23 protein-coding genes and 1 other RNA gene are annotated in these 26,641 nt (G+C 63.1%); 9 read left to right on the top strand and 15 right to left on the bottom strand.

All coding sequences use genetic code 11. The annotated features are described in order from the left end of the window. Positions 1 to 2: 2 nt before the first annotated feature. The 4 genes from LB513_RS08960 to mraZ are packed head-to-tail and all read right to left on the bottom strand — an operon-like array spanning position 3 to position 3,577. On the bottom strand, positions 3 to 1,712 hold the full coding sequence (locus LB513_RS08960; RefSeq protein WP_224663115.1) for a peptidoglycan D,D-transpeptidase FtsI family protein: 1,710 nt from the start codon (positions 1,710 to 1,712) through the stop codon (positions 3 to 5). Next, on the bottom strand, positions 1,709 to 2,086 hold the full coding sequence (locus tag LB513_RS08955; protein WP_224663114.1) for a hypothetical protein: 378 nt from the start codon (positions 2,084 to 2,086) through the stop codon (positions 1,709 to 1,711). Before LB513_RS08955 ends, LB513_RS08960 begins: the two co-directional genes overlap by 4 nt. 4 nt (positions 2,087 to 2,090) lie before the next feature. Beyond that, a complete protein-coding gene (gene rsmH / locus LB513_RS08950) occupies positions 2,091 to 3,122 on the bottom strand; it encodes a 16S rRNA (cytosine(1402)-N(4))-methyltransferase RsmH (protein ID WP_224663113.1) in 1,032 nt (343 codons plus the stop codon). Further along, entirely contained in the window at positions 3,119 to 3,577 is a 459-nt protein-coding gene (gene mraZ / locus LB513_RS08945) for a division/cell wall cluster transcriptional repressor MraZ (protein WP_224663112.1), read from the bottom strand. Before mraZ ends, rsmH begins: the two co-directional genes overlap by 4 nt. Before the next feature lie 407 nt (positions 3,578 to 3,984). Between mraZ and LB513_RS08940 the strand changes: the two genes are divergently transcribed. After that, positions 3,985 to 5,100 (top strand): cystathionine gamma-lyase, encoded by a 1,116-nt coding sequence (locus tag LB513_RS08940; protein ID WP_224663111.1) that lies wholly within the window; start codon positions 3,985 to 3,987, stop codon positions 5,098 to 5,100. A gap of 56 nt (positions 5,101 to 5,156) precedes the next feature. On the opposite strand, the gene rnpB is transcribed toward LB513_RS08940, so the two are convergent. The 5 genes from rnpB to LB513_RS08915 form a co-directional block, all read right to left on the bottom strand. Next, positions 5,157 to 5,566, bottom strand: an RNA gene (rnpB, locus tag LB513_RS08935) — RNase P RNA component class A. A gap of 129 nt (positions 5,567 to 5,695) precedes the next feature. Next, on the bottom strand, positions 5,696 to 6,373 hold the full coding sequence (locus tag LB513_RS08930; protein WP_224663110.1) for a lytic transglycosylase domain-containing protein: 678 nt from the start codon (positions 6,371 to 6,373) through the stop codon (positions 5,696 to 5,698). Between the two features lie 209 nt (positions 6,374 to 6,582). Further along, the gene (locus LB513_RS08925) at positions 6,583 to 7,338 is read right to left on the bottom strand and encodes an N-acetylmuramoyl-L-alanine amidase (RefSeq protein ID WP_224663109.1); all 756 of its coding nucleotides are present in this window, start codon (positions 7,336 to 7,338) and stop codon (positions 6,583 to 6,585) included. Continuing rightward, positions 7,335 to 8,054, bottom strand: a complete 720-nt coding sequence (locus tag LB513_RS08920) for a J domain-containing protein (protein ID WP_224663108.1) — start codon at positions 8,052 to 8,054, stop codon at positions 7,335 to 7,337. Before LB513_RS08920 ends, LB513_RS08925 begins: the two co-directional genes overlap by 4 nt. Positions 8,055 to 8,190: 136 nt before the next feature. Then, complete coding sequence (locus LB513_RS08915; RefSeq protein ID WP_224663107.1) at positions 8,191 to 8,391, bottom strand: hypothetical protein; 201 nt, start codon at positions 8,389 to 8,391, stop codon at positions 8,191 to 8,193. A gap of 178 nt (positions 8,392 to 8,569) precedes the next feature. Here LB513_RS08915 and LB513_RS08910 point away from each other — a divergent pair, with 178 nt between their 5' ends. The 3 genes from LB513_RS08910 to LB513_RS08900 are packed head-to-tail and all read left to right on the top strand — an operon-like array spanning position 8,570 to position 14,190. Further along, positions 8,570 to 12,178 (top strand): hydantoinase B/oxoprolinase family protein, encoded by a 3,609-nt coding sequence (locus LB513_RS08910; RefSeq protein ID WP_224663106.1) that lies wholly within the window; start codon positions 8,570 to 8,572, stop codon positions 12,176 to 12,178. A 30-nt stretch (positions 12,179 to 12,208) separates the two neighbouring features. Next, positions 12,209 to 13,507, top strand: a complete 1,299-nt coding sequence (locus tag LB513_RS08905; protein WP_224663105.1) for a DUF3419 family protein — start codon at positions 12,209 to 12,211, stop codon at positions 13,505 to 13,507. Beyond that, positions 13,504 to 14,190, top strand: coding sequence for a class I SAM-dependent methyltransferase (locus tag LB513_RS08900; protein WP_224663104.1), 687 nt, complete (start codon positions 13,504 to 13,506; stop codon positions 14,188 to 14,190). The genes LB513_RS08905 and LB513_RS08900 overlap by 4 nt, the downstream gene beginning before the upstream one ends. Here the strand turns inward: LB513_RS08900 and LB513_RS08895 are convergent. Continuing rightward, positions 14,187 to 15,566, bottom strand: coding sequence for a serine hydrolase domain-containing protein (locus LB513_RS08895; RefSeq protein ID WP_224663103.1), 1,380 nt, complete (start codon positions 15,564 to 15,566; stop codon positions 14,187 to 14,189). The two genes, LB513_RS08900 and LB513_RS08895, sit on opposite strands and share 4 nt — an antisense overlap. Before the next feature lie 269 nt (positions 15,567 to 15,835). Between LB513_RS08895 and LB513_RS08890 the strand changes: the two genes are divergently transcribed. Further along, on the top strand, positions 15,836 to 16,630 hold the full coding sequence (locus tag LB513_RS08890) for a GH25 family lysozyme (protein WP_224663102.1): 795 nt from the start codon (positions 15,836 to 15,838) through the stop codon (positions 16,628 to 16,630). 244 nt (positions 16,631 to 16,874) lie between these two features. Continuing rightward, complete coding sequence (locus LB513_RS08885) at positions 16,875 to 18,053, top strand: lytic murein transglycosylase (protein WP_224663101.1); 1,179 nt, start codon at positions 16,875 to 16,877, stop codon at positions 18,051 to 18,053. Between the two features lie 36 nt (positions 18,054 to 18,089). Here LB513_RS08885 and LB513_RS08880 read toward each other — a convergent pair whose 3' ends face one another. Further along, positions 18,090 to 19,310 (bottom strand): alanine racemase, encoded by a 1,221-nt coding sequence (locus tag LB513_RS08880; protein ID WP_224663100.1) that lies wholly within the window; start codon positions 19,308 to 19,310, stop codon positions 18,090 to 18,092. Positions 19,311 to 19,534: 224 nt separating this feature from the next. Between LB513_RS08880 and LB513_RS08875 the strand changes: the two genes are divergently transcribed. After that, positions 19,535 to 20,452 (top strand): DMT family transporter, encoded by a 918-nt coding sequence (locus LB513_RS08875; protein ID WP_224663350.1) that lies wholly within the window; start codon positions 19,535 to 19,537, stop codon positions 20,450 to 20,452. Between the two features lie 66 nt (positions 20,453 to 20,518). On the opposite strand, the gene LB513_RS08870 is transcribed toward LB513_RS08875, so the two are convergent. The 3 genes from LB513_RS08870 to LB513_RS08860 form a co-directional block, all read right to left on the bottom strand. After that, positions 20,519 to 22,387 (bottom strand): hypothetical protein, encoded by a 1,869-nt coding sequence (locus tag LB513_RS08870; RefSeq protein ID WP_224663099.1) that lies wholly within the window; start codon positions 22,385 to 22,387, stop codon positions 20,519 to 20,521. 640 nt (positions 22,388 to 23,027) lie between these two features. Continuing rightward, positions 23,028 to 23,939, bottom strand: coding sequence for a methylenetetrahydrofolate reductase [NAD(P)H] (gene metF / locus LB513_RS08865; protein ID WP_224663098.1), 912 nt, complete (start codon positions 23,937 to 23,939; stop codon positions 23,028 to 23,030). After that, entirely contained in the window at positions 23,939 to 24,961 is a 1,023-nt protein-coding gene (locus LB513_RS08860) for an ArsR/SmtB family transcription factor (RefSeq protein WP_224663097.1), read from the bottom strand. Before LB513_RS08860 ends, metF begins: the two co-directional genes overlap by 1 nt. Before the next feature lie 155 nt (positions 24,962 to 25,116). On the opposite strand from LB513_RS08860, the gene tsaA reads away from it, so the two are divergent. Then, positions 25,117 to 25,641: a tRNA (N6-threonylcarbamoyladenosine(37)-N6)-methyltransferase TrmO gene (gene tsaA, locus LB513_RS08855; RefSeq protein ID WP_411962691.1), complete on the top strand. Its 525-nt coding sequence runs from the start codon at positions 25,117 to 25,119 to the stop codon at positions 25,639 to 25,641. Then, positions 25,638 to 25,952, top strand: coding sequence for a DUF2293 domain-containing protein (locus tag LB513_RS08850; protein ID WP_224663096.1), 315 nt, complete (start codon positions 25,638 to 25,640; stop codon positions 25,950 to 25,952). Before tsaA ends, LB513_RS08850 begins: the two co-directional genes overlap by 4 nt. A gap of 49 nt (positions 25,953 to 26,001) precedes the next feature. Here LB513_RS08850 and LB513_RS08845 read toward each other — a convergent pair whose 3' ends face one another. Continuing rightward, positions 26,002 to 26,619 carry an MOSC domain-containing protein gene (locus LB513_RS08845; protein ID WP_224663348.1) on the bottom strand — a complete coding sequence of 206 codons (618 nt, stop codon included), beginning with the start codon at positions 26,617 to 26,619 and terminating at the stop codon, positions 26,002 to 26,004. Between the last annotated feature and the right edge of the window lie 22 nt (positions 26,620 to 26,641).

Here is a 26,641-nt window from a genome sequence, read left to right as displayed (position 1 = left end):
AATCACTGATAGGAAACCAGCGTTGCACCGTTTTCATGGCTGAAATCTGGCTTCACGCCAAGCATGGCTGCGGAACGCCTGATGATATTACCTGCGATAACCCCCGCATTCGCCGCCGCGACGTCTGTCATTCCGGGCTTTTCCGGGTGTGGCGCATCGGCAATCGTGAACACGAGATATTGCGGGTCGTCCATCGGGAAGGCCGCAACGAAGGTGTTGAAGTTCAGGTCTTTCGAGTAGCGTCCGTTGATGACCTTCTCGGCGGTTCCGGTCTTGCCGCCAACGCGGTAGCCGGGCACCCGGGCGTTTCTGGCCGAGCCCTTCTCGGCATTGAGCGTATAGAGATAGCGCATGCCCTCGACCGTCTTTTCGGTGACGACCCGTTTGGCCGTGGCCATCGCCTCCTGCTCGCTGCGCACTAGGAACGTCGGCTGCATCAAGAATCCGCCATTCATCAGCGCCGCGCAGCCGACAGCCGCCTGCAGCGGCGTCGTCGAGACGCCATGGCCGAAGGCGATTGTGAACGAATTGACCTGCTTCCACACCTTCGGTTCGGTCGGGCGCGCGACTTCCGGCAGTTCGGTCTGCATTTTCTCAAGAATACCGAGGCGATGCAGGAATTCGCGGTGCCCCTCGATGCCGACCATCTCGGCCTCCCTGGCCGATCCGATGTTGGATGAGTAGAGGAACACTTCCGGCAGCGACAGGATACGGTTCTTGCCGTGGAAATCGTGAATGGCCTGATGGCCGACGCGGATTGGATGCGAGGCGTCGAACCGGCTTGCCATCGTCGCCTTGCCGGAATCGAGCGCCATCGCCGAGGTGAAGCTCTTGAAGGTCGAGCCCATTTCATAAAGGCCGGCGGACATCCGGTTCAGCCGGTCCTTTTCCTGTGCGTTGTACGGGTTGTTGGGATCAAAATCCGGCACCGAGGCCATAGCCACCACTTCCCCGGTCTTGACGTTGAGCACGACTGCCCCGGCGCCGATGGCGCGATAGCGTTCCAGCGCGGCGGCAATCTCGTCGCGCACGATATGCTGGACGCGCAGATCGATCGACAGCTTCACCGGCTTGAGATCCTTGGCAATCGCCAGGCCCGACGCCTGCAGGTCGCTCAAGCCCTGCTCGTCGATGTATTTCTCCATGCCGGAGATGCCCTGGTTGTCGATGTTGGTGAGACCGACGACGTAGGACGAGGTCTCGCCGCTCGGATAAAAACGGCGCTTCTCGGTGCGGAAGCCGAAGCCGGGAATACCAAGCTGCATGATGTCGGCCTGCTGCTTGGGCGTCAGCTGGCGCTGCAGCCAGACGAAGCCGGCGCCGCTCTTGAGCTTGTGATAGGTCTGCTCGTAGTCGATCTCGGGCAGCACCGTCGACAGTTTCTCGATCGCCTCGTCGGCATCGACGATGCGGCGCGGTTCGGCGAACAAGGATGCCGTCTTGATGTCGGTCGCCAGCACCTCGCCATTGCGGTCGACGATGTCGGGCCGCGATGCGGTGACCCGGCTCTGCGGACCGCCCGACAGGTCGGGGGTCTGGAAGCCGAGATAGACCAGCCGTCCGGAAATGGTCGAGAAGATGCCGAAGAACACCGCCATCGTCATCACGATGCGTGTCCTGCCCCTGCCGCCGGTCGCCTTGCGGGCACCATCGACGATGATCGAGCCGTCTTCAGCCGTCCTGGCGCGACGCTTCAGCAGTTTGCCGATCATTGGGCGATGCCTCCGGTCACCACGGGGTCCTTTTCCGAACTTTCGGCCATGCCGCCCTGCCGCCCGGAAAGGATGTCCTGGATGTCGAGCGCCTTTGCCGGCAGGTCACCGACGCCGACGATCTGGTGCGCGCTGACAGGCTCGAGATCGAGCTGCGATTTATAGAGTTCGGTGAGCCTTTGCAGTCGCGACGGCTGCGTAAGCAGGCTCCAGTCGGCCTTGAGCAGGTCGATCGTGTCCTCTTCGTACCGTATCTGCGCATGGATCTTCTGCACCGTGGCCAATTGTTCCTCGGCCTCGCGCTTGGTCTTGTAGGTAAGGGCGGCCGCCGAAACCATGACGGCGATCAGGACAATGTCGCTGGTACGAAACACGTGCTCACCTCTCTTCCGGCTGGTTGATGCCGGGAAGCTTTGGAAGGCCGAAAATCGAAAAATCGCCGGTGCGCGCCGGAGCCTCGGTACGGACCGCCGCGCGCAGCCTTGCCGAACGCGCGCGCGGGTTCGCGGCGATCTCGGCGTCACCGGGCGTCACGCCGCCGCCCGCCTTGCGGAACGTGGCGGTGCGTGCCTGTGCCTCGGGCAAGTGGCGCGAACCGGTGACCGCGTCGGCACGGTCGGCGATGAAGCGCTTAACGATGCGGTCTTCAAGAGAGTGGAAGGTCACCACGACGAGCCGCCCGCCCGGCTTTAAGGCGCGTTCGGCCGCAAACAGCGCCTTGGCGAGCTCGCCGAGTTCGTCATTGACGAAGATACGCAGTGCCTGGAAGACACGGGTGGCCGGATGAATCTTGTCCTTCGGCGCCCGGCCGACATGCGTTTCGATGGCGTCGGCGAGTTCCAGCGTGCGTTCGAATGGACGCTTTTCACGGCGAGCCTCGATCATACGGGCGATGCGGCCAGCATGGCGCTCCTCGCCGAGAAAGCCGAAGATGCGGGCGAGATCGCCCGGCTTGAAGCTGTTCACGACGTCGGCCGCGCTCAGGCCCGCCTGCGCCATTCGCATGTCGAGCGGCCCGTCGGCACGGAAGGAAAACCCGCGCCCGGCCTGATCGATCTGCATCGAGGAGACGCCGATGTCGAGCACGATGCCGTCGGCGCTTTCGACATGGTCGTCCAGTGTCGAAAACGGCGCCTGCACCAGCCGCAGCCTGCCGGCCGATTGCGCCTCGAGGTCGCGCCCGGCTGCGATCGCATCCGGATCGCGGTCGATCGCCACGACGGAAGCTCCCGAGCCAAGGATCGCCCTTGTGTAGCCGCCGGCGCCGAACGTCCCGTCGATGATGATATCGCCCTCTACAGGCGCCAGTGCTTTGATCACTTCGCCGAGGAGGACCGGAATGTGGCGGGGCGATCCGCCAAGGGCGTGGCCATCTTCGGCGTGGAGATCATCGCCGGGACCAGCGGTCATGCCGATTGCTCCCCGGGCTTCGTCCCCTGCCGAAGCCGCAAAAGCCGGGCTCGTGCCTGCGCCCCATAGGCCGCAAGCCGTCCCGGCTCCCAGATCTGAAAGAAATTGCCGCGCCCGACAAAGGCCACTTCCGCCGAGATGCCCGTATGTTCGCGGATGAAATCGCTCATCGTGATGCGCCCATCCTGGTCGAGCTTCAGGAAGGTGCCGTCGCCATGACAGAAGAACGACATGTCGTCCGCCGTGCCCAGGAAGGGATCCTCGAGCGCGATGCGCTGCTCGTAGCGATCGAGCAGGTCCAGCCCGCCCACATCCATCGCCGGCAGGTCGAGGCAACGCAGGCCATAGAGTTCCGAGTAGCCGCGTTTCTGCACGACGGCGCGGAAATGCGCAGGAACGGACACTCGTCCCTTCGCGTCGATCCTGCTCACCGTGTTCGATAGAAACCGGTCCATCACGCGTTACGGCAGCTCGCGCCGCCGCACCCCTCTGCATCCTGTCGAGCGCGTCGCCCCAACGCGTTCCCTGCCCCGAACCGGCCTCCCCCACAGAGGTAAAAATCGGCAAACGCGCAGCCATTGCGGCTGCCCGATTGGCGTACGCTTTACCCTGACACGGAACGAAGGCTTGAGTATCGGAATGGGATATCATGGGGCACTATGGGCGTCAACGGGAATAGGCTTGTCAGACACGCATTGCGACCAATCGAGATAGCCGCAACGGCGCACCTACTCTTTATGGGTCATTAAGCCTAACGAAGCGTTTAGACCCGCCTGGCCCAACCCCACGCGGCTTGCTCCGGCTCGCCGCCCCGCATAGCGTCGACACACCGCATTCGCCCACCGACACAAGGATCAAGCTCATGTCCGAGACGGCAAACTCGCGCGCCGCCGCACTCTCCCATCTGCGTAGCCACGGCTTCACCAGTGGCGACCCGATCCCCTTGCCGCTGACCATGGCGTCGATCTTCCACACGCCGGGTGTCGAGACCGGGGTCGATCAATATGGCCGCTACGACAACCCGACCTGGCGCGCCGTGGAACATGTGCTCGGCCACCTGGAAGACGCGCAATGCGTGAGCTTTCCATCTGGAATGGCGGCGATATCCGCGGTGTTCTTCGCCCTTCTGAAATCGGGCGATCGCGTGCTTCTGCCGGCGGACGGGTACCATGCCACGCGCGCTATGGCCGAACGCTTCCTGAAGCCGCTCGGCATCACCTGTGATAGCAGGCCGACGCCGACTTTCCTCGACGGCGGCTTCGAAGCTTACCGGCTGGTCTTCATCGAAACCCCGTCAAATCCGCGGTTGGACATCTGCGATATCTCCGCCGTCGCCAAGGCCGCCCACGAACAGGGGGCAATTCTTGCCGTCGACAACACCACGATGACGCCATTTGGCCAGCGTCCGCTCGACTTCGGCGCCGATATCGTCGTCTCCGCGGATACCAAGGCGGTCAACGGCCACTCGGACGTGCTGTTCGGCCATGTCGCCAGTCGCAACGCCGACATCATCGCGGGGGTGACCGACTGGCGTGCGATGGTCGGCGGCATTCCCGGACCGTTCGAAGCCTGGCTGGTGCATCGCGGCCTCGAGACTCTCGAGGTGCGCTTCGATCGCATGTGCTCTTCCGCCGAGATCATCGCTCGACGGCTGAAGGAACATCATGCGGTACGCGGCCTGCGCTTTCCGGGCCTGGATGGCGACCTGTCGCACAACCTTGCCCGCGCACAGATGGACCGTTTCGGCTTCCTCATCTCGTTCGAGCTCTCGTCGGAGGAGAAAGCCGAGGATTTCATCAACAATTGCCAACTGATCGAGGCGGCGACCTCTTTCGGCGGCGTCCACACATCGGCCGAGAGGCGATCGAAGCGAGGCGATGCAGTTCCGGCTGGCTTTGTGCGCCTGTCGGTCGGCTGTGAGCCGGTGGAAGAGCTGTGGCGAGCAATCGCAGAGTCGCTGGACAGGACCGGCGGCTGACCTGACCGATCAAAGGCCGCGCATCCTGCTGAATCCTTAGGGGATTCGGGGGAGAAACTGCCAGCCGGCCTGTAAGCCGGGTTCTGTATGGCCCCCGCCCCTTGCAAGGCGAGAACGTGGCGGCCATTCATCTTGGGCGCATGTTGCCATGCGCCTCACGCAACCTACCCGGACGGTGAGCCGGAAACAGCCCTCGAGAGTTTCCCCTCGCACCGTCCCTATTCGGTCTTGCTCCCGGTGGGGTTTACCGTGCCGCTCCTGTTGCCAGTCGCGCGGTGGGCTCTTACCCCACCCTTTCACCCTTGCCACGAGCCCGGCAAGCCGGGTCGTGGCGGTTTGCTTTCTGTGGCACTTTCCCTGGGGTCGCCCCCGCCGGCCATTAACCGGCACCGTGTTTCCATGGAGCCCGGACTTTCCTCACCCACGGCCTTTCGGCGTTTGCAGGTGCGGCCGCCCGGCCAGCTGGCAGGGCGTATAAAGGGGTTCACGCCGCAAAACGCAAATGAAAAAGCCGGCCTTGGAGGAAACCGTGCAGCGCCTTGCGGGAGACGATTTCGTTACAAGCTGCCCCGTTCCCTCCCGGTGGCCCGGTGGCCTATAGCGCCGCCATCTGCACCTTGACCTTGCTGCAATAGGCGGCTGAAACCGGGTTCATGCGTGTGGCGGCGTGGCCGGCATTGTATTTCAGGATCGTGCCGCAGGTCGTGCCGCCGCCGAGATCCTGCGCCATGGCGAGATACTTCATGCCGTATTTGATGTTGGTATCCGGATCGAACAGCCCCTTGTCCGCGCCGCTGTAGCCCATCATGCGCGCCGTCGCCGGCTTGATCTGCATCAGGCCGATCTCGCCGGCACTGCCCACCATGTTTGGACGGTAGTTGCTCTCGATCCTGATGACCGCGTGCGCCAGGGAAACCGGCACCCCGTAGGTCGCTGCGTAACGCGCGACGATCGCCGAGTACTGGCCATCGCCTGCCGGCGCCGTCGGCAAGGCAACGGGTCTTGCGCCAATCGACGCCGTCGTCATCGTGTCGACGGCCATATGGGCGCGCCTGGACCTTTTCTTTGCCTTCAACGTCTTGGCGTGGGTCAAGCTTGCCTTTTCGACTTTTGCCGGAGCGCGCTTCGTCACCTTGGCAGGGCTGGTCTTCGCCGAGGGTGACGAGAGTCCCTGGTCGGCACGCGGGCTGAGCGGAGCGGAATGTGCGGTACTGAAGGCAACACTGAATACTCCGGCAGCAAGAGCTGCCGTTACAACGGTCAATTTGTGCATGTGATCCTGTTCTGTCTGCACCGCGCGAAGGTTTCAACGCGGCAACGCCTGATCAATATCGGGCCACCGCTAGATTGGAGGTCCGACGTCTGTACAGCAGCCGTTTGACGCTCGATTTAGAGCCAATGAAGGCCGGACAAATCACTTTGCGCGACAGTTTGTAACTTAATGATTCGGTAGCTTTTACTTGGCCCCAGCCTTCCTCTACGTCACTGGACCAGGGAAGCGAGGAGCCTCTGCAATGTCCGGACGGTCGAACGGTCGGCAACCCCGTCAACCCGGCGCTGGCGGAAATGGCGCTGAAACGCCTCCACCACAATTTCGGTCTGGCGGTCGAAAACGCCTGATATCTCCACGGCATAGCCGTACAATGCCAGCATCGACTGCAGCGCCTCCACCTGGCCGCCGGCGGCCCCGACTTCCAGGACCGGTCCCCGCCTGATCGGCGCGGGCGCCACCAGATGCCCTATGCCGGCAGCGAACAGTGCCGCCCACGGGAATTTTTCACCCGGATCGACCTTGCGGCCGGGCGCGATATCCGAATGCGCCAGCACCCGCTCCGGGGCAATCGCATGTCGGCCCGATATTCCCTGGCAAAGTCTGATCACCGAGCCGATCTGCCGCCTGGGAAAAGCGGGGTAGCCCAGCGAATGGCCGGGATTGACGACCTCGATGCCGATCGAACAGGAGTTGATGTCCGTCATACCTGACCACGAACTCTTGCCAGCGTGCCAGGCGCGGTCGCTTTCCCTGACCATCTGCACGATATGGCCGTTCTCATGCACGAGATAATGCGACGAGACCTCGCTGGCTGGATCGCAAAGCCAGGATTCCGCCCCGGTCCCGGTCGCCATGCCGGTATAGTGCAACACGATCATGTCGGGCTTCAACGGCCCGCGCCGCGGACCGAAATTCGACGATACCCTGACCTCGGCACTCGGCTCGTCGGGCAGGAAGCCGCTCATGCGTGGCGCAGGCCCCGCTCGATCATCTCATAGGCAGCGTTGATCGCCGCGACCCTTGTCGTAGCGATCTTGATGAATTCCTGCGGCAGGCCGCGGGCGATGAGCCGGTCGGGGTGATTGTCGGACACCAGCTTGCGGTAACGCTTCCTGACCTCTTCGAACGGCTTGCCGCGCTCGATGCCGAGGACGACGTAGGGATCACCTGCGCCGAGGTTGACGTGACGCGCCATGATGGCTTCGTAATGCAAATTGTCGATCTGGAAGATTTCGGCGATGCGGTGCAGGAACTGGCCTTCTCGCTCATGCACCAATCCGTCCGCTTTGGCGATGTGGAACAGCCCGTCGAGTATATCTTCCAGCATCACGCAGTTCGAACGACCCGAGCCGCACATCTGCGCCATGCGCTCGGCATAGGTCTCGAACCCAGCCACATCGCGCTGGGCTAGATCGAACAGCCGCGCCACATTGCGCGTTTCCTGCTGCGGAACTTCGAATATCTGCTGGAAAGCCCTGACCTCGTCCTGGGTGACGATGCCATCGGCCTTGGCCATCTTGGCCGACAGGGCAATCATGGCCACCGAGAACGCCACGCGCCTGCGCAGGTCTGCATCGCCGGAAAAGACCGTGCGAACAGCCTCTACCACGTCGGAAACACCAGACGAGGTTGAGGATGAAACACGGGTAACAAAGTCGCCGAGGCGATCCCAAATCGACATGACGGCTTATTAAAGCGGCTGCCGCTCGCTATCAAGCCGCGATGCGCGGCATGCGCTTCACGGCAGCAACTCCACGCCAAAGAAAAGGCCGGCTCGAGGCCGGCCCTTCCGTTAGGCTCTGACTTCCGCTCTGCGATTACTGCGCGGGGGCCGGAGCCGGTGTTGCCGGAGCCGGTTCGGCTGGCTTCGGAGCATCGGGCGTTGCAGGCTTCATCGGCTGCTCTGCGGCTGGAGGATTGGTGCTCTGGGTCGTGGTGTTGTCGGTGCCGCTATCGCTGCAGGCCGCGACGCCGAGCAAAGCAAGAGCCGAAACTGACGCAAGAATAAGCTTCTTCATAACATCTCTCCTTTTATCAACGCCGCCGCTCGCGGTGGCGCTCGGAGACAAAATGCACCGGCCTACAATGGGTTTCGTAACGTTGCGTTTCCGCATGTAACATCATTGGCGCGCGTTGCTGCTTGCGCATCGTCACATTAACAAGGAGACCTCGAACAAAACGCCGGAGAAAGCCGCGATGACCACGAAGTGGGATTTCTGGATCGACCGCGGCGGCACCTTTACCGACGTCATCGGTCGCGACCTGCAAGGGAGCTTGCATCCACGCAAGCTTCTCTCGGAAAATCCGGAGGCCTATTCCGATGCCGCCATCCAAGGCATTCGTGACCTTCTTGGCCTCGAAGCCGGCGCGATCCCGCCGGGCCTGATCGGCGATATCAAGATGGGCACCACGGTTGCCACCAACGCGTTGCTGGAACGCAAGGGCGATCGCGTGCTGCTGCTGATCACCAAGGGCTTTCGCGACGCCCTGAGGATCGCCTACCAGGCGCGCCCGGACATCTTCGCCAAGGAGATCATCCTTCCGGAACAACTTTATGAACGCGTGATCGAGATCGAAGAGCGGGTGCGCGCGGACGGCTGCGTCGAGCGCCTGCTCGACATCGCCGCCTGCCGGCCGGCAATCGAACAGGCAAAGGCCGACGGCATCGATGCCGTCGCCATAGTGTTCATGCATGCCTGGAAATTTCCCGATCATGAGAAGGCCGTTGCGAAAGTCTGCCGCAGCATCGGCTTCGGCCAGGTTTCGGTCAGCCATGAAGTTTCGCCACTGATCAAGCTGGTGGGCCGGGGCGACACCACCGTCGTCGATTCCTATCTGTCGCCGATCCTGTCGCGCTATGTGCAAAGGGTAGCAGGGGAACTGGGCAGCGGCCCGCGCTTGATGTTCATGATGTCGTCGGGGGGCCTGACCGCCGCCGACATGTTCCGGGGCAAGGACGCGCTGCTGTCGGGCCCGGCAGGCGGCGTTGTCGGCATGGTAGAGACGGCGAAGCGCGCCGGATTCGGCAAGGTCATCGGCTTCGACATGGGCGGCACGTCGACCGACGTCGCCCACTATGACGGCGCATACGAGCGCGCCTTCGACACGGAGGTCGCCGGCGTACGCGTGCGCGCGCCGATGATGCGCATTCATACCGTCGCCGCTGGCGGCGGCTCGATCCTGCACTACGAGGCCGGCCGCTTTCGGGCCGGACCGGACTCCGCTGGCGCCAACCCGGGTCCTGCAGCCTATCGGCGCGGTGGGCCGCTGGCGGTCACCGACGCCAACGTCATGCTGGGCAAACTCCAGCCGGATTTCTTTCCGGCGATTTTCGGGCCCAGTCAGGACGAGCCGCTCGACGTCGCCACCGTGCGGGCAAAATTCGCCGCACTTGCCGCCGAAATCGGCGATGGGCGATCACCTGAAGCGGTCGCCGAGGGGTTCATCACCATTGCCGTCGAGAACATGGCCAACGCCATCAAGAAAATCTCCGTGCAGCGGGGCTACGACGTCACTGAATATCTGTTGAACTGTTTTGGCGGCGCCGGCGGCCAGCATGCCTGCCTGGTCGCCGATGCGCTGGGCATGGAGGCGGTGCTGATCCACCCGTTCTCCGGCCTGCTATCGGCCTATGGCATCGGATTGGCGTCTGTCTTCGCCTCGCGCGAGCAGGCGCTGTTGAAGCAGCTTAGCGAAGAGTCCAGAACCGAGATCGAGGCTCTCATTGCCAGCTTGAAAGAAGCCGTCATCGCCGAACTCGCCGCACAAGGCATTTCGGAGGAAGCCGTCGCCGCGAAACCGGTGCTGCATATTCGCTATGATGGTACAGACACGGCTCTGCCGGTGAATTTCGAGTCAGGCTCGATCTTCCAGGCCAGGCGCGATTTCGAGATCGCACACAAGGCACAGTTCGGTTTTGTCTATGCAGACAAGCCGATGATCGTCGAGACCGTCGGCGTCGAAGGCACCGACACCGGTGGCACCGTTGACGACGAAACTGATTCGGAACTTCAGGATATCGTCACAAGACCTGCACAAACCCGCAGAATATTTGCCGAAGGTGAGTGGCGCGATAGCGGCGTCTTCCTTCGCGATGTGCTGAAGCCCGGCAACTGGATAGCCGGTCCCGCCCTGATCATCGAGCCGAACCAGACAATCGTCGTCGAGCCGGGCTGGCAGGCCGAAATCACCGCTCGAAACCATGTGCTGCTGCGCCGCGTCATGACAAAGCGCCGGCAGGCCGCCCTTGGCACATCAGCCGATCCGGTGATGCTGGAAGTCTTCAACAACCTCTTCATGTCCATTGCCGAACAGATGGGCGTCACCCTGCAGAACACCGCCTATTCCGTCAACATCAAGGAAAGGCTGGATTTTTCCTGCGCCGTCTTCGACCGGACCGGCGCGCTGGTCGCCAACGCGCCGCACATGCCGGTGCATCTGGGCTCCATGGACCGCTCGGTCGAGACAATCATCCGGCTGAACTCCGGCGACATCCATCCCCGCGACGTCTTTGCCCTCAACGCCCCCTATAATGGGGGCACGCACCTGCCCGACATCACGGTGGTCACGCCCGTCTTCGACGATGCGCAAAGAACAATCCTGTTCTGGGCGGCCTCGCGCGGCCATCACGCCGACATTGGCGGCACGGCGCCGGGCTCGATGACGCCGCTCGCTACCACTGTGGACGAGGAAGGCGTGCTGTTCGACAATTTCCGCATCGTCGATCGCGGCTGCTTTCGCGAGGAAGAGCTGCATACGCTGCTCATCGATCATCCCTATCCGGCCCGCAATCCGCACCAGAACATCGCCGACCTCAAGGCGCAGATTGCCGCCAATGAGAAAGGCGTCGCCGAACTGCGCAAGATGGTCGCGCATTTCGGACTCGATGTGGTCGAGGCCTATATGGGCCATGTCCAGGACAACGCCGCCGAAAGCGTGCGCCGCGTCCTGGAACGGCTGCCCGACACGTCGCAATACGAATACCCGACCGACACCGGCCAGGTCATCAAGGTCAAGATCACGGTGGACCGGCAAAAGCGCGAGGCGACGGTCGACTTCACCGGCACGTCGCCGGTCATGAAGAACAATTTCAACGCGCCGGAGCCGGTCGCGCGCGCGGCTGTCCTCTACGCCTTCCGTGTCATGGTCGAGGATATGATCCCGATGAATGCCGGCTGCCTGAGGCCGATCAACATCATCATTCCCGATGGTTGCATGCTTAAACCCGCCTACCCCGCGGCCGTCGTCGCCGGCAATGTCGAGACCTCGCAGCACGTCACCAATGCCCTGTTCGGCGCCATGGGTGCGATGGCCAATGCCCAGGGAACGATGAACAACCTGACCTTTGGCAACAAGCAATATCAGTACTACGAGACGATCTGTTCCGGCTCGCCGGCCGGCCGGATGAACTCCGGGCGAGGATTTGACGGCACATCCGGAGTCCACACCCACATGACCAATTCCCGCCTCACGGACCCCGAAGTGCTGGAACTGCGCTTCCCTGTCCTGCTCGAGGACTTCCACATCCGCCAAGGCTCCGGCGGCAAGGGCAAATGGAACGCCGGCGACGGCACAAGGCGCACCATCCGCTTCCTGGAAAAGATGGAATGCGCCATCCTCTCCTCGCACCGCAACCGCCCGCCGCAAGGATTGGACGGTGGCGGCGATGGCGAGGTCGGCTCGACGAAAGTCCGCCGTAACGATGGGGCGATCGAAGTGCTCAAAGCCTGCGATCAGACCGTGCTACAGCCTGGGGAGGCCGTCATCTTGACGACACCAACGCCAGGCGGGTTTGGCAAAGCCTGACCGGCGTCAACAGGCTGTCACCGGCCTGTCATGCCCCTGGGTTACCCGCTTGCGGCAAAGCAAGTGGGGAATCATTTGGCCATGACGGACGTCTCCTCGGATCTGGTTTTTCGCCGTGGCAAGAAAGTTGGAAAGGCCGTCTATCAGAACCGCGCTCTGTCGAAGGCCGGCATGTCCGAGCGGCTGTTCGCCTTCCTGTTTTCCGGCCTCGTTTACCCGCAGATCTGGGAAGACCCCGACGTCGACATGGACGCGATGCAGCTTGGCAAGGGCCATCGCGTCGTCACCATCGCCTCGGGCGGCTGCAACATCCTGGCCTACCTCACCCGCGCGCCGGCACGCATCGAGGCTGTCGACCTCAACGCCGCCCACATCGCTCTGAACCGGATGAAGCTCGAGGCCGTGCGCCGCCTGCCCTCGCAGGGCGACCTGTTCCGCTTCTTCGGCGCCGCCGGCACCAGCCACAATTCGCAAGCCTACGACCGGTTCATCGCGCCGCACCTCGATCCGGTCAGCCGCCACTATTGGGAGCGCCGCGACTGGCGCGGCGTCAGGCGCATCGGTGTCTTCGACCGCAATTTCTACCGGACCGGCCTGCTCGGCCTCTTCATTGCGATGGGCCACCGCACGGCGAAATTCTTCGGCGTCGACCCGGCCGGAATCATGCAGGCCCGCAACATCGGCGAGCAGCGCCGCTTCTTCCATGAGGAGCTGGCGCCGGTCTTCGACAGGCCATTGCTGAAATGGGCAACGTCGCGCAAGGCCTCCCTGTTCGGCCTCGGCATCCCGCCGGCGCAATATGATTCGCTGATCACCTCGGGCGACGGCACCATGGCCAGCGTCCTGAAGGCGCGGCTGGAAAAACTCGCCTGCGATTTCCCCCTGCGCGACAATTATTTCGCCTGGCAGGCCTTTGCCCGCCGCTACCCCGAACCCGGCGAGGCCGCCCTGCCCGCCTATCTGGAAAAAAGCAACTACGACACCATCCGCGGCAATATCGACCGCGTCGCCATCCACCACGCCAACCTGATCGAATTCCTCGCCGGCAAGGATGCCGGTTCGGTCGACCGCTTCGTTCTACTGGATGCGCAGGACTGGATGACCGACGAACAGCTGAACGGGCTTTGGTCGGAAATCAGCCGCAGCGCTTCGGCCGGCGCACGCGTCATCTTCCGCACCGCCGCCGAACCCACGCTCCTGCCGGGCCGCGTCTCCACCTCGCTGCTCGACCAGTGGGCCTACCAGGACGAGGCTTCGCGTGACTTCTCGGCCCGCGACCGTTCCGCCATCTATGGCGGCTTCCACCTCTATGTGAAGCGCGCGCCATGAGCACGACGGAGCTGCCGGCCGGCCCCGAATTCAACGCCAACCATGCCGAACTGATGGATGGCGTCTACCGCTGGCAGCGCCATATCTACGACCTGACCCGCAAATACTATCTGCTCGGCCGCGACCGGCTGATATCAGGGCTGGATGTCCTGCCGGAAGGCACCGTGCTCGAACTCGGCTGCGGCACCGGCCGCAACCTCATTCTGGCCGCCCGCCGCTACCCCGAAGCGCGTTTCTTCGGCCTCGATATCTCTGCCGAAATGCTGGAAACGGCGCGCAGGGCGATAGACCGCGCAGGTCTGTCCGCCCGCGTCACCCTGGCACGGGGCGACGCCACCGATTTCGATCCCAATGCGCTCTACGGCCTTGAGCGCTTCGACCGCATCTTCATCTCCTATTCGCTGTCGATGATCCCCGATTGGGAAAAGACAGTAACCGCAGCATTGGCGGCGCTCGCCCCCGGCGGCTCGATGCACATCGCCGATTTTGGCCAGCAGGAAGGCCTGCCCGGCTGGTTCCGTACCTTGCTGAGCGGCTGGCTCCAAAAATTCCACGTCTCGCCGCGCGAAACTCTACGGGATGTCCTTGAATCGGAAACATATAAAGCGGGCGCAACCTTCCGTTTCCGCACACTTTATCGCGGCTACACCTGGCTGGCGGTGATTGGGCAGCCAAGCCGCTAATGCAGCGCCTTCACCAGGGCGCCCACCATCGTCTGCGGCCGGTAACCGAGCTTCGCCGGGGTCAGCCCCAGCCGCACCACCACCAATTGCTCCGAGGGGATGATGGCGACAGTCTGCCCGTCATGCCCCTCCATCCAGTAGGTGTCACTGGGCAAGCCGGCGGCCACGCCAGCACCCGGATTCTCCTCGTCGCCCGGCGCTTCCAGCCACAGCTGGCCCTTGCCATAGACCTTCGAGGCCGAAGCCGGCTCGCGCATCCAATCGACGAAACCGGCCGGCAGGATCTGGTTGCCTTTCCAGACGCCGCCCTGAGCCAGGAACTGGCCGTAGCGCGCCCAGTCATGTGCCGTGGCGTAGAGATAGGACGAGCCGACAAAAGTCCCCTGCTCGTCGGTTTCGAGCAAAGCACTGTGCATGCCTATCGGCCCGAACAGAGCCGTGCGCGGCCAAGCCAGGGCCTTGGCCTTATCGCCGATCGCGTCCTGCCAGAGCCGTGACAGCATCACAGCTGTGCCGCTCGAATAGGAGAACACCTTGCCGACGTCGGCGGTGAGCGGCTTGGCCTGGGCAAAGCCCGCCATGTCGGGCTCGAGATAGAGCATGCGCGTTACGTCGGCGACATCGCCATAATCCTCGTTGAACGCCAGACCGCTCGACATCGCCATCATGTCGGCAACGCTGATGCCGGCACGACCGTCGGCCCTCCACGACGCGAACAGACCCTTGTTGTCGACGGCCATCTTGCCGTCCTTGACCACCGTGCCGATGATTGCGGCATTCACCGTTTTGGTCATCGACCAGCCAAGCAATGGCGTCGTGGCCGAAAATCCGTCGCCATAGCGTTCCGCGACGATCCGGCCGTTCTTCACGACCAGGATCGCTCGCATGCCCACTCCGGCCAGTGCGGCATCGTCGAGCAGCTTCGCGACCACCGGATCCTGTGAGGCATCCACGCGCTCGCCATCCGGCCACAGCGCGTCCTCGCCGGCTGCCCGCGGTTCGACACGGATTGCCGTGCGACGTGCCTTGCCGACGTCGCCATCGGGAACCGAAGCACAGCCCAAACCGTCCCGGGCGACGGCAACGCTCTTGCCGAGGAAACCAAGCAGGCCGGCTGAGACCGTGCCGCGGTTCTTGTCGACCGAGACGCGCATCAGCCGCAGCAGGGGATGACCGGGCGCCTGCACGTCGACGGCCAGCACTTCATCCGGATCGCGTCCGGCAACGAAGACGTTCGAACACACGATCTTGGCCGAATAGCCTGAGCCGACGCGGATCAATTCTGGCGGGGCGACATAGAGCCAGGCAAACAAAGCGGCAATCGCCAGCACGATCAGGCCAAGCATCCATTTGACGATCTTGACCGCAAACCGCATTGTTTCCTCCCGGGCTGTCGCCTAAGCCTTATGTCATCGAATTGCCGCCATTGCTTCCGCAAATTGGAGGTCCTTGTCGCGCCATCAACGGATTATCAACCATGATAGGCGATCACAGGGATGGCTGTCCTCCTGCCGGGCATTGAGATCGCAGGACGACGGACACGAATGCCGGGTGATGCGTGGGGCGATCGCTCGGAGGGGGCCGGACCGGCCATCTGCTCATACAGACCCATCAGTGACCGGCTGATTCCGGCTTGGAAGTTGCGATGCGCCGTCTTGCGGCCCTTTTCATGCTGACGCTGCTTGGCGCGTGCTCGACCGTGGACGATCTCTCGCCGCTGTCGCCATCCAGCAACCCGACGGTTGCCGTGCGCGCGCCGCGATTTGCCGATTCCAAGCCGCACGAATGGGACAGCGGCGCGCCGTGGAACTATGCCGTTCATGGTACCGATGTCTCCAAATACCAGACCTCGGTCGATTGGCCGACGGCCAGGGCCAGCGGAATCTCCTTCGCTTTCATCAAGGCGACCGAGGGCGGCGATCGCTTCGACCCGTATTTCGACGAGCACTGGTCGCGCACGAAGGCCAACGGGATTCCGCGCGCGGCTTATCATTTCTTCTATTTCTGCACGCCGGCCGCCGTGCAAGCGCGCTGGTTCATCCAGAATGTCCCCGTTGACCGCTCGGCCATGCCTCCGGTTCTCGACATGGAATGGAACCCGCAATCGCCGACCTGCCGACTGCGTCCCGATGCGGCCACGGTGCGCGCGGAAATGACCACTTTCCTTCAGATCGTCGAGCGGCATTACGGCAAGAAACCGATCATCTACACCTCGGTCGACTTCTTCGACGACAATGAACTGTCCTCCTTCCGCGGCTATCCATATTGGCTGCGCTCCGTCGCGGGCCATCCGCGCGAGAAATACGGAAGCCACCCCTTCACCTTCTGGCAGTACACCGGAACCGGTATCGTACCCGGAATGACCGGCAAGTCCGACATCAACGTCTTCAACGGCAGTGAATCCGCGTGGAGAAAATGGCTGCGGCAGAACACCCATTAGGCTGAACGGCAGCACTCATGAGTCAGATTGCTCCCATCCCATCGCGTTGAGCGAGCAGCGAGCAGCGAGCAGCGAGCAGCGAGCCGCTTTCAACACCGCGCCGGGGAAGAAGAAACGTTGACACCGGACCTGTCGCCTGCTTTTCGACACAGCCAGCGGTGACGAGTGCAACCGCCGGGCGATCCAAGGCGTTGGGGCGCCAAGGCTAGCACGATGATCCCCCGTCCGTTTCGAAAGGAAGCCGATGCACTTGCGTCTCCATGCTCTCGCGGCGCTGTTCATGTGCGCCACGGCCCTGCCGGCAATGGCGCAGCAATGCGGCGGCGATTTTGAAACCTGGAAGCAAGGCGTTGCCACGGAAGCCAAGGCTGCCGGCGCAGGCGCTGTCGGTCTCGCGGCGCTGGAAGCCGCCACCATCGACGAGAAGGCGCTGGCGCGCGACCGCGCGCAGGGCGTCTTCACCCAGACCTTCATCGAATTCTCCAACCGCATGATCTCGGCCTACCGGCTGAAGCAGGGCGCGGCCAATTTAAAGAAATACGCGGAAGTCTTCGCCCGCGCCCACCAGCAATTCGGTGTCCAGCCGCCCATCATCGCCGCATTCTGGGCGCTCGAAACCGATTTCGGCGCCGTGCAGGGTGATTTCCATACGCTCAATGCGCTCGTCACGCTGGCGCATGATTGCCGCCGTCCGGACCTGTTTCGGCAGCAACTCGTGCCGCTCCTGGAACTCATCGACCGCGGTGTCGTGCCGGCCGATGTCGAGGGTGCCTGGGCCGGCGAGATCGGCCAGACGCAGATCCTTCCGTCCGACTATCTGGCGCATGGCGTCGACGGCGATGGCGACGGCAAGATCGACCTGCGCGGCAGTGCGCCGGACGTGATCATGACCACGGCCAGCAAGATACAGTCGCGCGGCTGGAAGCGCGACCAGCCCTGGATCGAGGAAGTCCGCGTGCCCGATGACATGCCGTGGGACCAGACCGGCCGCACCAACAAATTGCCGTTGACGCAATGGGCGCAGTGGGGCGTCACCTATCCCAGCGGTGCGCCGCTCGTCGACAATGGCCTGAAGGCCGGCCTGGCGCTGCCAATGGGGCGCAAGGGCCCGGCCTTCCTCACCTATGACAATTTCGATGTCTACCTCGAGTGGAACCAGTCCTTCACCTACGCGCTGACCGCGGCCAACCTTGCGGCCCGTCTTGCCGGCGCGCCCAGATTCGACCCGCGCAATCCCGAACCCGGCCTCGATGGCGACCAGATGAAAGCCTTGCAGACCAAGCTGGAAGCCAGGGGCTATGACGTCGGCACCGTCGACGGTATCCTCGGCACCAACACCAGGGAAGCCATCCGCAAGGAACAGATGCGCCTCGGCATGGCCGTAGATGGCTGGCCGACGCCGGAGTTGCTGGGGAAATTGTAGCTCATCTTCCTTCTCCCACAGGGCAGAAGGAAGAACTCAGTCCGCCATCGTCTCCAAGCTCGCAAACCCCTGTGGCGCGTCGCCTTCGTCGAAGGGCGTCGTCACCTCGACGAAGGTGTCGGGATAAAAGCCGTTGAAGCGGGTCCTGAGCGACAGCGAGTAGGCGCCGATATGGCCGATCTCGATCCAGTCGCCGGTATCGACGGTTTCCGGCAGCCAGAACGGCCGCGACAGGATGTCGACGGAATCGCAGGTCGCGCCGCAGACCTTGAAGGGCACGATGTTCTTCTCCTCGCCATTGCGCGAGCGGATCGCGGGGTCGGGAATGAAGCGTGCCGGCAGGGTGATCTTGCCGGTCCATGAGTCCGACAGCGACGCCCAGATGCCATCATTGATGTAGAGCCGCTTGCCCTTGCGCAACAGCACGCGCACGATGAGCGACAGGCAGCGCGCAACGATCACCCTGCCCGGCTCGGCCACCAGCGGCATCTTGTCGAACTGGTATTCCTTGAGGTCGCCCGACAGCCGTGACATGATCTGGCCGAGCGACGGCATCTCGACCTGCTTGCGGTTTGGGTCGAGCCCGTATTCGGCCGGAAAGCCGCCGCCGACATCGAGCCCGGCAATGTCGAAGGTCAGCCGGTTGCGCACCCAGTCGGCCGAGGCCAGCGCCCGCTCGTAAGTGTCGGGATCCTCGATCTGGCTGCCGACATGGAAGCAAAGGCCAACCTTGTAGCCGGTGCGGTTGAGCCGCTCGGCGAGCTCGACGGCATAGGCCGGTCCGGCGCCGAATTTCTTCGACAGTTCATAGGCGGCATGGCCCTTGGTCTGGACGCGCACGAACACGCTGATCGTGCCCGGATCGATGTCGAGCGCGCGCACCACCCTTGTCAGCTTGGTGATCTCGTCCTCATGGTCGAGCGAGATGACGCGGATGGCGTATTTCTCCAGCGCCAGCTTGATGTCCGACTGCGCCTTGACGGGGTGCATGTAGAGCATCTCGGCGTCGCTCGAGACGGCGCGCACGGCGGCGAACTCTCCCGGCGAAGCGACGTCGAAAGCGGAGACGCCGGCCTCGACCAATGCTTTCAGCACGATCGGCTCGCCATTGGTCTTGACGGCATAGGCCGTCTTGCCGGGGAACATGCCCATGAACTGCCTGGCATCGTCCTTGAGCACCTGCGGCCGGAAGCAGTAGACCGGATCGTCCGGGCGAAGCGCCAGTGCCGCCTCGCGGGCATTCTCGAATCGCTGCATCGACAAATCCTTGATCTGAGCCGCGCACAATTAAGCCAAGCTAACGGCCAATGAAAACAATTCTGTGTCTTACGCGCCTGACGCAGCGGCGCTAGTCTCGAGCGGCGCTATCGTTCGCGGCGATCGGGTTTCGGGTGGCGCTTACCGCGGGACCCGATATGCCCATCCGGATATGCCTACCGGATATACCCATGTCCGACCGCTCGCTCAGGGATGATTTTCACATGGCAATTGCCGCTGCATCGCCGCCGCGCGGTCCAATGACGCTGACCGACTGGGGGCAGTTGCTACTGCTCGGCGCGATCTGGGGCGGTTCGTTCTTCTTCGCCCGCATCGCGGTCGCCGAGCTTCACCCGCTGGTGCTGGTGCTCTTGCGCGTCGCTATCGCCGCGATTGCGCTCCAACTGTATCTGATGATCCGTAGACCGTCATTCGGCCTCGCCCTTCCTCACGCCGGCCTGTTCTTCCTGCTGGCGCTGACCAACAACGTCGTGCCCTTCTCGCTGATCTTCGCCGGCCAGACTCAGCTTGGCGCCGGGGTCGCCTCGGTGCTCAACGCCACGACGCCGTTCTGGACGCTGCTCTTCGCCAATGCGCTGACAGCAGACGAAAAACTCTCCTGGAACAAGCTCGCCGGCATTGCGCTGGGGGTCGCCGGCACCGCTGTCATGATCGGCCCTGGCCTGCTTGCCGGGCTGGGCGGCCCGGTCTGGGCAAAATTCGCTCTGATCGGCGCTTCCCTGTCCTATGGCGTCGCCCTGATGATTGCCCGCCGCTTCAAGGGCGTGCCCTCGCCGGTCATCGCCACCGGGCAATTGACTGCATCCACCATCATCATGATCCCGGTGGTGCTGCTGACCTATGGTCCAGAAGGTCTTTTCATGGCGTCGCCGCAGGTCTGGACGGCGGTGTTCGCGCTGGCGCTGCTCTCCACGGCCTTTGCCTATATTCTCTATTTCAACCTCGTCGCTTCGGCCGGCGCCACCAATGCGTCGCTGGTAACGCTCATCGTGCCGGCCAGCGCGATGCTGCTTGGCTTTCTGTTCCTCGGCGAACGGCTTGAACTGTTCGAGGTCGGCGGCGTGATGCTGATCGCGCTGGGACTTGTCACCATAGACGGACGGCTGTTCGGGCGGCGGTAGCACCTCATCATGACAGGCCATCGAAGCTATCTCCGGCTGCCTGTCCGGCTCGAAGGTGCCTTGCCGTCAGTAGGCGACGCGAAAGCTTTGAGGGCCCATCACGCGTATCGTAGACTCCAGACCCTTTCCCAGCGCGACGCCTAGGCTCCTCAATTCCACGCCCGCGGCTCTTGGACCGACCCCGCTTTCTCCATCGGGCGCCGGAAATGTGTCGAAGGAGTTCGGAAAACCCGCGGCGCGACTGTTGGGGCCGCCATCGCCATCGTCGGGCGCCGGATAATAGGCGTTCGGATCGGGACGCGACGCATTCGGATCGGGCTTCTTGTTTGGATCCTCGGGCTCTGGCTCGGTCACGACGGGAACACCTTCGGTCGCCTCGCCGCCGGCATCACCCTCATCCTTGGGCACGCCACCCCCCGAATTGGTCGACGTGTCGACGCCTCCATCCTTCGGGATCGGCTCGGTGCCACCCCCCGCCCCCCCCAAGACCATCTGACCGATACCCATGCCAATCACCATAACTCCCGAGAAACCCAGCACGACGGCGGTGGCAGTGGCGCCCTCTATTGCAAAAATCGTATACCCTGCGGCCGCCATCGCGCCGCCAACGATGCCCTTGTCCTTCGCTGAACTGTGGCCAGACGTCCTTTGGTCAGCAGGAGACTTACCTCTTCCAAACGGGCCGCCCAGTTCGGGCGCGCCGCCATTCATGCCAAATCCGCCCCCAAGGCCAAATGCCCCGCCCAGTCCGGAGTTGCCGCCAACACCAAAGCCGCCGTCGAAACCAGCTCCACCTCCGAGACCAAATCCACCGCCGGCCCCGCCGGGCTGTCGGCTGCCATTGTTTCCGAGACCTGACCCGCCGCCGAGACCATAGCTGCCATCCGGCCCGTACCCTCCGGCTGCTCCAAAGCCACCGCCAGGCCCATATCCGCCGCGGCCCTGGCCGTTGCCAAAGCCAAAGCCGCCGCCCGGTCCATAGCCACCACCGGGGCCATGGCCGCCGCCCGGCCCATAACCTCCGCCGGCGCCAAAACCACCACCGGGTCCGTATCCGCCGCCAGGTCCATAGCCGCCTCCACCGGGGCCATAGCCGCCCGGCCCGTAACCTCCGCCGACGCCAAAACCACCGCCGGGTCCGTATCCGCCGCCAGGTCCATAGTCGCCACCACCGGGGCCATAGCCGCCCGGCCCGTAACCTCCGCCGGCGCCAAAACCACCGCCGCGTCCGTATCCGCCGCCAGGTCCATAGCCGCCACCACCGGGGCCATAGCCGCCACCACCGGCGCCATGGCCGCCGCCTGGCCCGTAACCTCCGCCACGACCGGTAAATTTACCAAACTGTCCGTTAGGCACCGTGCGCGAAATTCGGCCTGGATCCAGGCGTTTGACGTCGTCGGGGCTGAAGAGTTCGACCGTAGAAGAACTTGCGTTGACGGCAAAGAGACCGTTGCGTTGAGCCAATGCACCCGCCGGCACGAACTTCGACCAGACGCGCAATGCGTAATCGGCAAGTTCGTCGTCGCAGAACGCCCATGTCGATTCGATCGTTGTCGAGAGGATCGACTCGAATCCCGTCGCATCCCTTCTCGTTTCGATGAACCGGCAGAGATATTCCAGGAAGGAGAGACGCGAAATCATGTCGAGCGACACGACGCTTGCCGTCATTCCCGCGATGAAATTGTGGACGGTCAAAGCGGCTTGCTTCGGCTTCAACCTCTTCACGAAGCTGGAGTGAACCCATACGTTTCTGCCCATCAAGCTGCCAGCGAGTTCCGCACCGAAGGCGAGTGCGGTCGGTATCGGGGCTGACAGCGCCAAAATCATGCGGAAGTAGATCAGGCCCGAGCCTGTCTGGTAGGGCGCGTTGCGATAGTCACCCTGATTGCGGAAAATTACACTGCGGACCGCAATTGCCTTGTTGGGCTGTTCCATTTCATCGCTCCCAGTACCCGCGATCCCCCGGACGGTCGCGTCGACAGCTGAGGACCGAATTTTCCGCATTGGCCAGCGGCCGGTGGCAATCGTTCCGTTCCAACAACGCGAAAGTCTCGATCATCGGCACCCGAACGACGGCATCAATATACCCTCGGTAATGCGCAGGGGCAGTCGTCATATGCCGACTGTCCGCGACGGCCGATGCAGCAGTCTCGGATCCCGGATACCATCGTCATGACGGCGTGGGCTATGGGCGGTAGGGCTGTGATGGCACGGCCCAGACACACCGCCGTCACAATTTATTCACAGCCGTGAACCGGGGTTTTCGCTAGGAGTTTCAAAGCCTAATGCAGAAAGCCCAACCGCAGGATCGGCAATTGCGGCGCGATTCGGCACATTTCCGCTTGCCTGTGGCACAAATGAACCTAGACTCCCTGACATAGCTCTTTAAGAGGAGGCTATGTCGTCATGGGACTTACGAGGCCTATCAACGCATTGATGATCTGTGCAGCGTTTGCGTTCATCGGAGCCCTCATCATGGGCTTTCTTCCCTGACCGCCAAGACGGGAAGACCAACATCCAACAGTTCGAAAGGCCGGGTATGTACCCGGCCTTTGCGCATCTTGGGGCCTTCGCGTTAAGCCGCTGCTGAACCCGCCACCTCATGCGAGCGGATGCCGATCATGTGGCAGATGGCGAAGACCAGATCGGCCCGGTTCATCGTGTAGAAATGGAAATCGCCCACGCCGCGTTCCACCAGGTCCATCACCTGTTCCGCGGCTACCGCCGAGGCCACCAGCGCGTGTGTCTGCGCGTCGTTGCGCAGGCCTTCGAAGCGTTCGGCCAGCCAGGCTGGAACCAGCGCGCCGCAACGCGCCGAGAAATTGGCGACCTGGGTGAAATTATGCACCGGCAGGATGCCAGGCACGATCGGGATGTAGATGCCCGCGCGGCGCACCCGTTCGACATAGCGCTCGTAGAGATCATTGTCGAAGAAGAACTGGGTGATCGCCCGCGTCGCGCCATTGTCGACCTTGCGCTTCAGCATGTCGATGTCGGTGGCGAAGTCGGGGCTCTCGGGATGTTTCTCCGGATAGGCCGAAACCGAAATGTCGAAATCGCCGGCGCCCTTCAGGGCGCCAACCAGTTCAGCGCCGTTGGCATAGCCTTCGGCATGCGGCCGGTAGGCCGAGCCGACGCCTTCGGCCGGATCGCCGCGCAAGGCGACGAAGCGCTTCACGCCCAGATCGGCGAATTCACGGATCACCGCATCGACCTCATGGCGCGCGGCATCGACGCAAGTCATGTGGGCCGCCGGCGTCAGGCTGGTCTCCTTCAGGATGCGTCCTATGGTGCGCGCCGTGCGCTCGCGTGTCGAACCACCTGCGCCATAGGTCACCGAGACGAATTGAGGATCAAGTGGCTCGAGCCGCGTGACCGTGTCCCAAAGTCTCGCCTCCATCTCGTCATTCTTCGGCGGGAAGAACTCGAAGGAAACCGTGACCTTGTCGCCAATGTCGGGGCGGCGGGAGAAGCGGAACTGGTTCATCAGGCGATTTCCCCTACCGGGTTCACTTTTAGCTGACTGGCGTCGGCGGAAGGATCGGCCACCAACAGGCGGCGGTCGCGGCCGAGCCAGAGCTTGACGGTAAGCTTCGCCTCGCTGCCGCCGCGCGGCTCGAACTCCTGGGAATCCTCCAGATCGAGTCCGGCTTCGCCAAACCAGTCGGCGATCTGCCGGTCGGAAAAGCCGAGCCTCGCATGCGCGTGCTCTTCGCGCAGGAACTCCAGCGTGTGCGGCGCGAAATCGACGATGACCAGCCGGCCTGCCGGACGCAGCAACCGCGCCGCCTCGTGGATGGCGCGGCCAGGATCGTCGAGATAGTGCAGCACCTGATGGATGGTGACGAGATCGAAGGCGTCGCGCTCGACCGGCGGCGAAAAAATATCACCTTGCCGTACCTGCGCGTTCGAAACGCCGGCCTTGTCGAGATTGGCGCGCGCCACGGTCAGCATCTCGCGCGACATGTCGATGCCGATGCCGCGCCTGTAGAGCGGGGAGAATATCTCCAGCAGCCGCCCCGTCCCGGTGCCGAGATCCAGCATCGCCTGGAACGGTCGTTTGCCGACCAGTTTCAGCAACGCCGCTTCGACCGCACGGTCCGGCACATGCAGCGAGCGAATGTGATCCCAGCTCGCCGCGTTCACTGAGAAATATTGGGCAGCGCGGTCCTGCCGCTTGCGTTTGACCGAAGAAAGCCGCTCGAGATCGCGCTCGACCTGCGGATCGGCCCCGCGAATTCCGGAAACCAGGCCGGTAACGAAGTCGCGCGCGGCATCCGTGTCGGACAGCCGGAAGAAGGCCCACGAGCCTTCCTGGTAGCGGCCGATCAGCCCGGCCTCCAGCAAGAGTTTCAGGTGGCGCGAAACGCGCGGCTGCGATTGGCCGAGAATTTCGGTAAGATCCGAAACGGTGAGGTCGCCACGCGACAACAGTGCCAATATGCGCAGCCGGCTGGATTCGGCCGCTGCCTTCAACGTATCCACCATGGTGTCGAGCGAGACATGCATCAGCGTATTCTCTTTGAAAAAGATATAAACATATGTTTATGTCGATTTTCAGTGACGTGCAAGCCCTATGTCGCTCTGGGACAAGAAAATGCCGCAGGCGTGAGATGGCGAATAAGGACCGATCATTCGACAGGGCCGCGCATCGCGAGGTAAACATGACTTCATCAAGCAATATGTTCGAGGCACGCGAAGGCGAACGGAGGCTGGATCAGGATCCGGCAACCATGCCCCCAGACGGCGGCGTCGTCTTCATAGGGCGCTTCACATCGTCCTGGAATGCGCGCGACACCTGCCCGAAGAACATGCGGGCCGCGCGCGCGGCTGGGCAGCCGGCGGTGCTGACCGTCGACGCACCCTATCGGCCTGGGCTGCAGGGTCTGGAGCGTGCCAGCCACATCATCATCCTGTCCTGGCTGCACCACGCGCCGCGGAATCTGATTGTGCAGAAACCGCGCCATGCGGCTGATGCCAAAGGCGTATTCGGCTTGCGCTCCCCTGCCCGGCCGAACCCCGTCGGCCTGCATGTGGCGAGGCTCGTCGGGCTCGACATCGGAACGGGACGCATCGACATCGACGCCATCGATGTCCTCGACGGCACGCCGTTCATCGACATCAAGCCTTATTTCGCCTCGACCGACGCCATTGCCGAGGCGACGGTAGAGGGGCGCGAGGAGCGATGACAGCGCCGACCGGCCGACGCCGTGCCATTGCCAAGGCGCTGACAGCGCTTCTGCCGTTGGCGCCCTATGCCGACATGGAAAAGATCCGCACTGAGGCCGGCGCGGTGCACATGAAGACCTTGCCGCCGACGATCGCTGTATGGCTGGCCACCATTGCCCATGTCCGTCATATGCACACCGACTATGACAAGCTGCTGGGCGAGGGTTACGACCGTGACTCCGCACGCTTCTTCGTTATCGAACAGACCAACACCGTGCTGACCCGCTGGCGCGCTACACGTCTGCTCGATGCCGATGACGAAGAGGATTGACGGCCATCGGCCATTCCTTGGCCCGCTCGCACAGCGGCGCGGCTCCGGTTCAAGCTCGGTAGATCCATTGCTCCGGAATGCGCACGGAGATCTCTTCGCCGGCCCTGATCGTCCCCGGCTTCTCGACCCAGGCAACGACGCCGCGCAGGCGCTTGGCGGCTTTCGGGAATAGTAGGGCACCGGCTTCCACATCGGCCATGCCGGCGTTTTCAGCCACAGCCCGCCCGGATAGACGGCACGGCCGGTTCAGACCGTCGACCTTGATCGTCACTCCGCCCTTGAAGAACAAAAACGTGCCCGCCGGCAGCGTGGAGAGGTTTGGCACACCCTCGATGAGAAGATTGGCGCCGATCCATTCCGGCTTGATCTCGGCGACGTCCATCCGCTCGGCGACAACGGCGAGTTCATCGGCTGCGACGATCGACAATTGGCGCTCGTTGCGAATCTCGGTGCCGCGCGGATACCAGGGTTCGCGCCCGCCCGACCGCCGCGTCGGCCCGGCGTGGAAATCGCCTGATATGCCGTCGAAGCCGAGCCGCAATTCGTCCACCGGGCGCGTCTGGAAATGATCCGACGCTGCGACGTAGAGCGCGGCGGCCTTGGCGACAAGCTTGCGTCCCGGAGTGATTTCCGCCGGCTTTTCTACCTCGGGAAAGAGATCCAGCATGGCGGTCCGGTTTTTCGTCATG

It is taken from the genome of Mesorhizobium sp. ES1-1 (assembly GCF_020164785.1).
Taxonomy (GTDB): Bacteria; Pseudomonadota; Alphaproteobacteria; order Rhizobiales; family Rhizobiaceae; genus Mesorhizobium.
The sequence above is the reverse complement of the archived record's forward strand: the minus strand, read 5'-3'. Positions and strand labels throughout refer to the sequence as shown.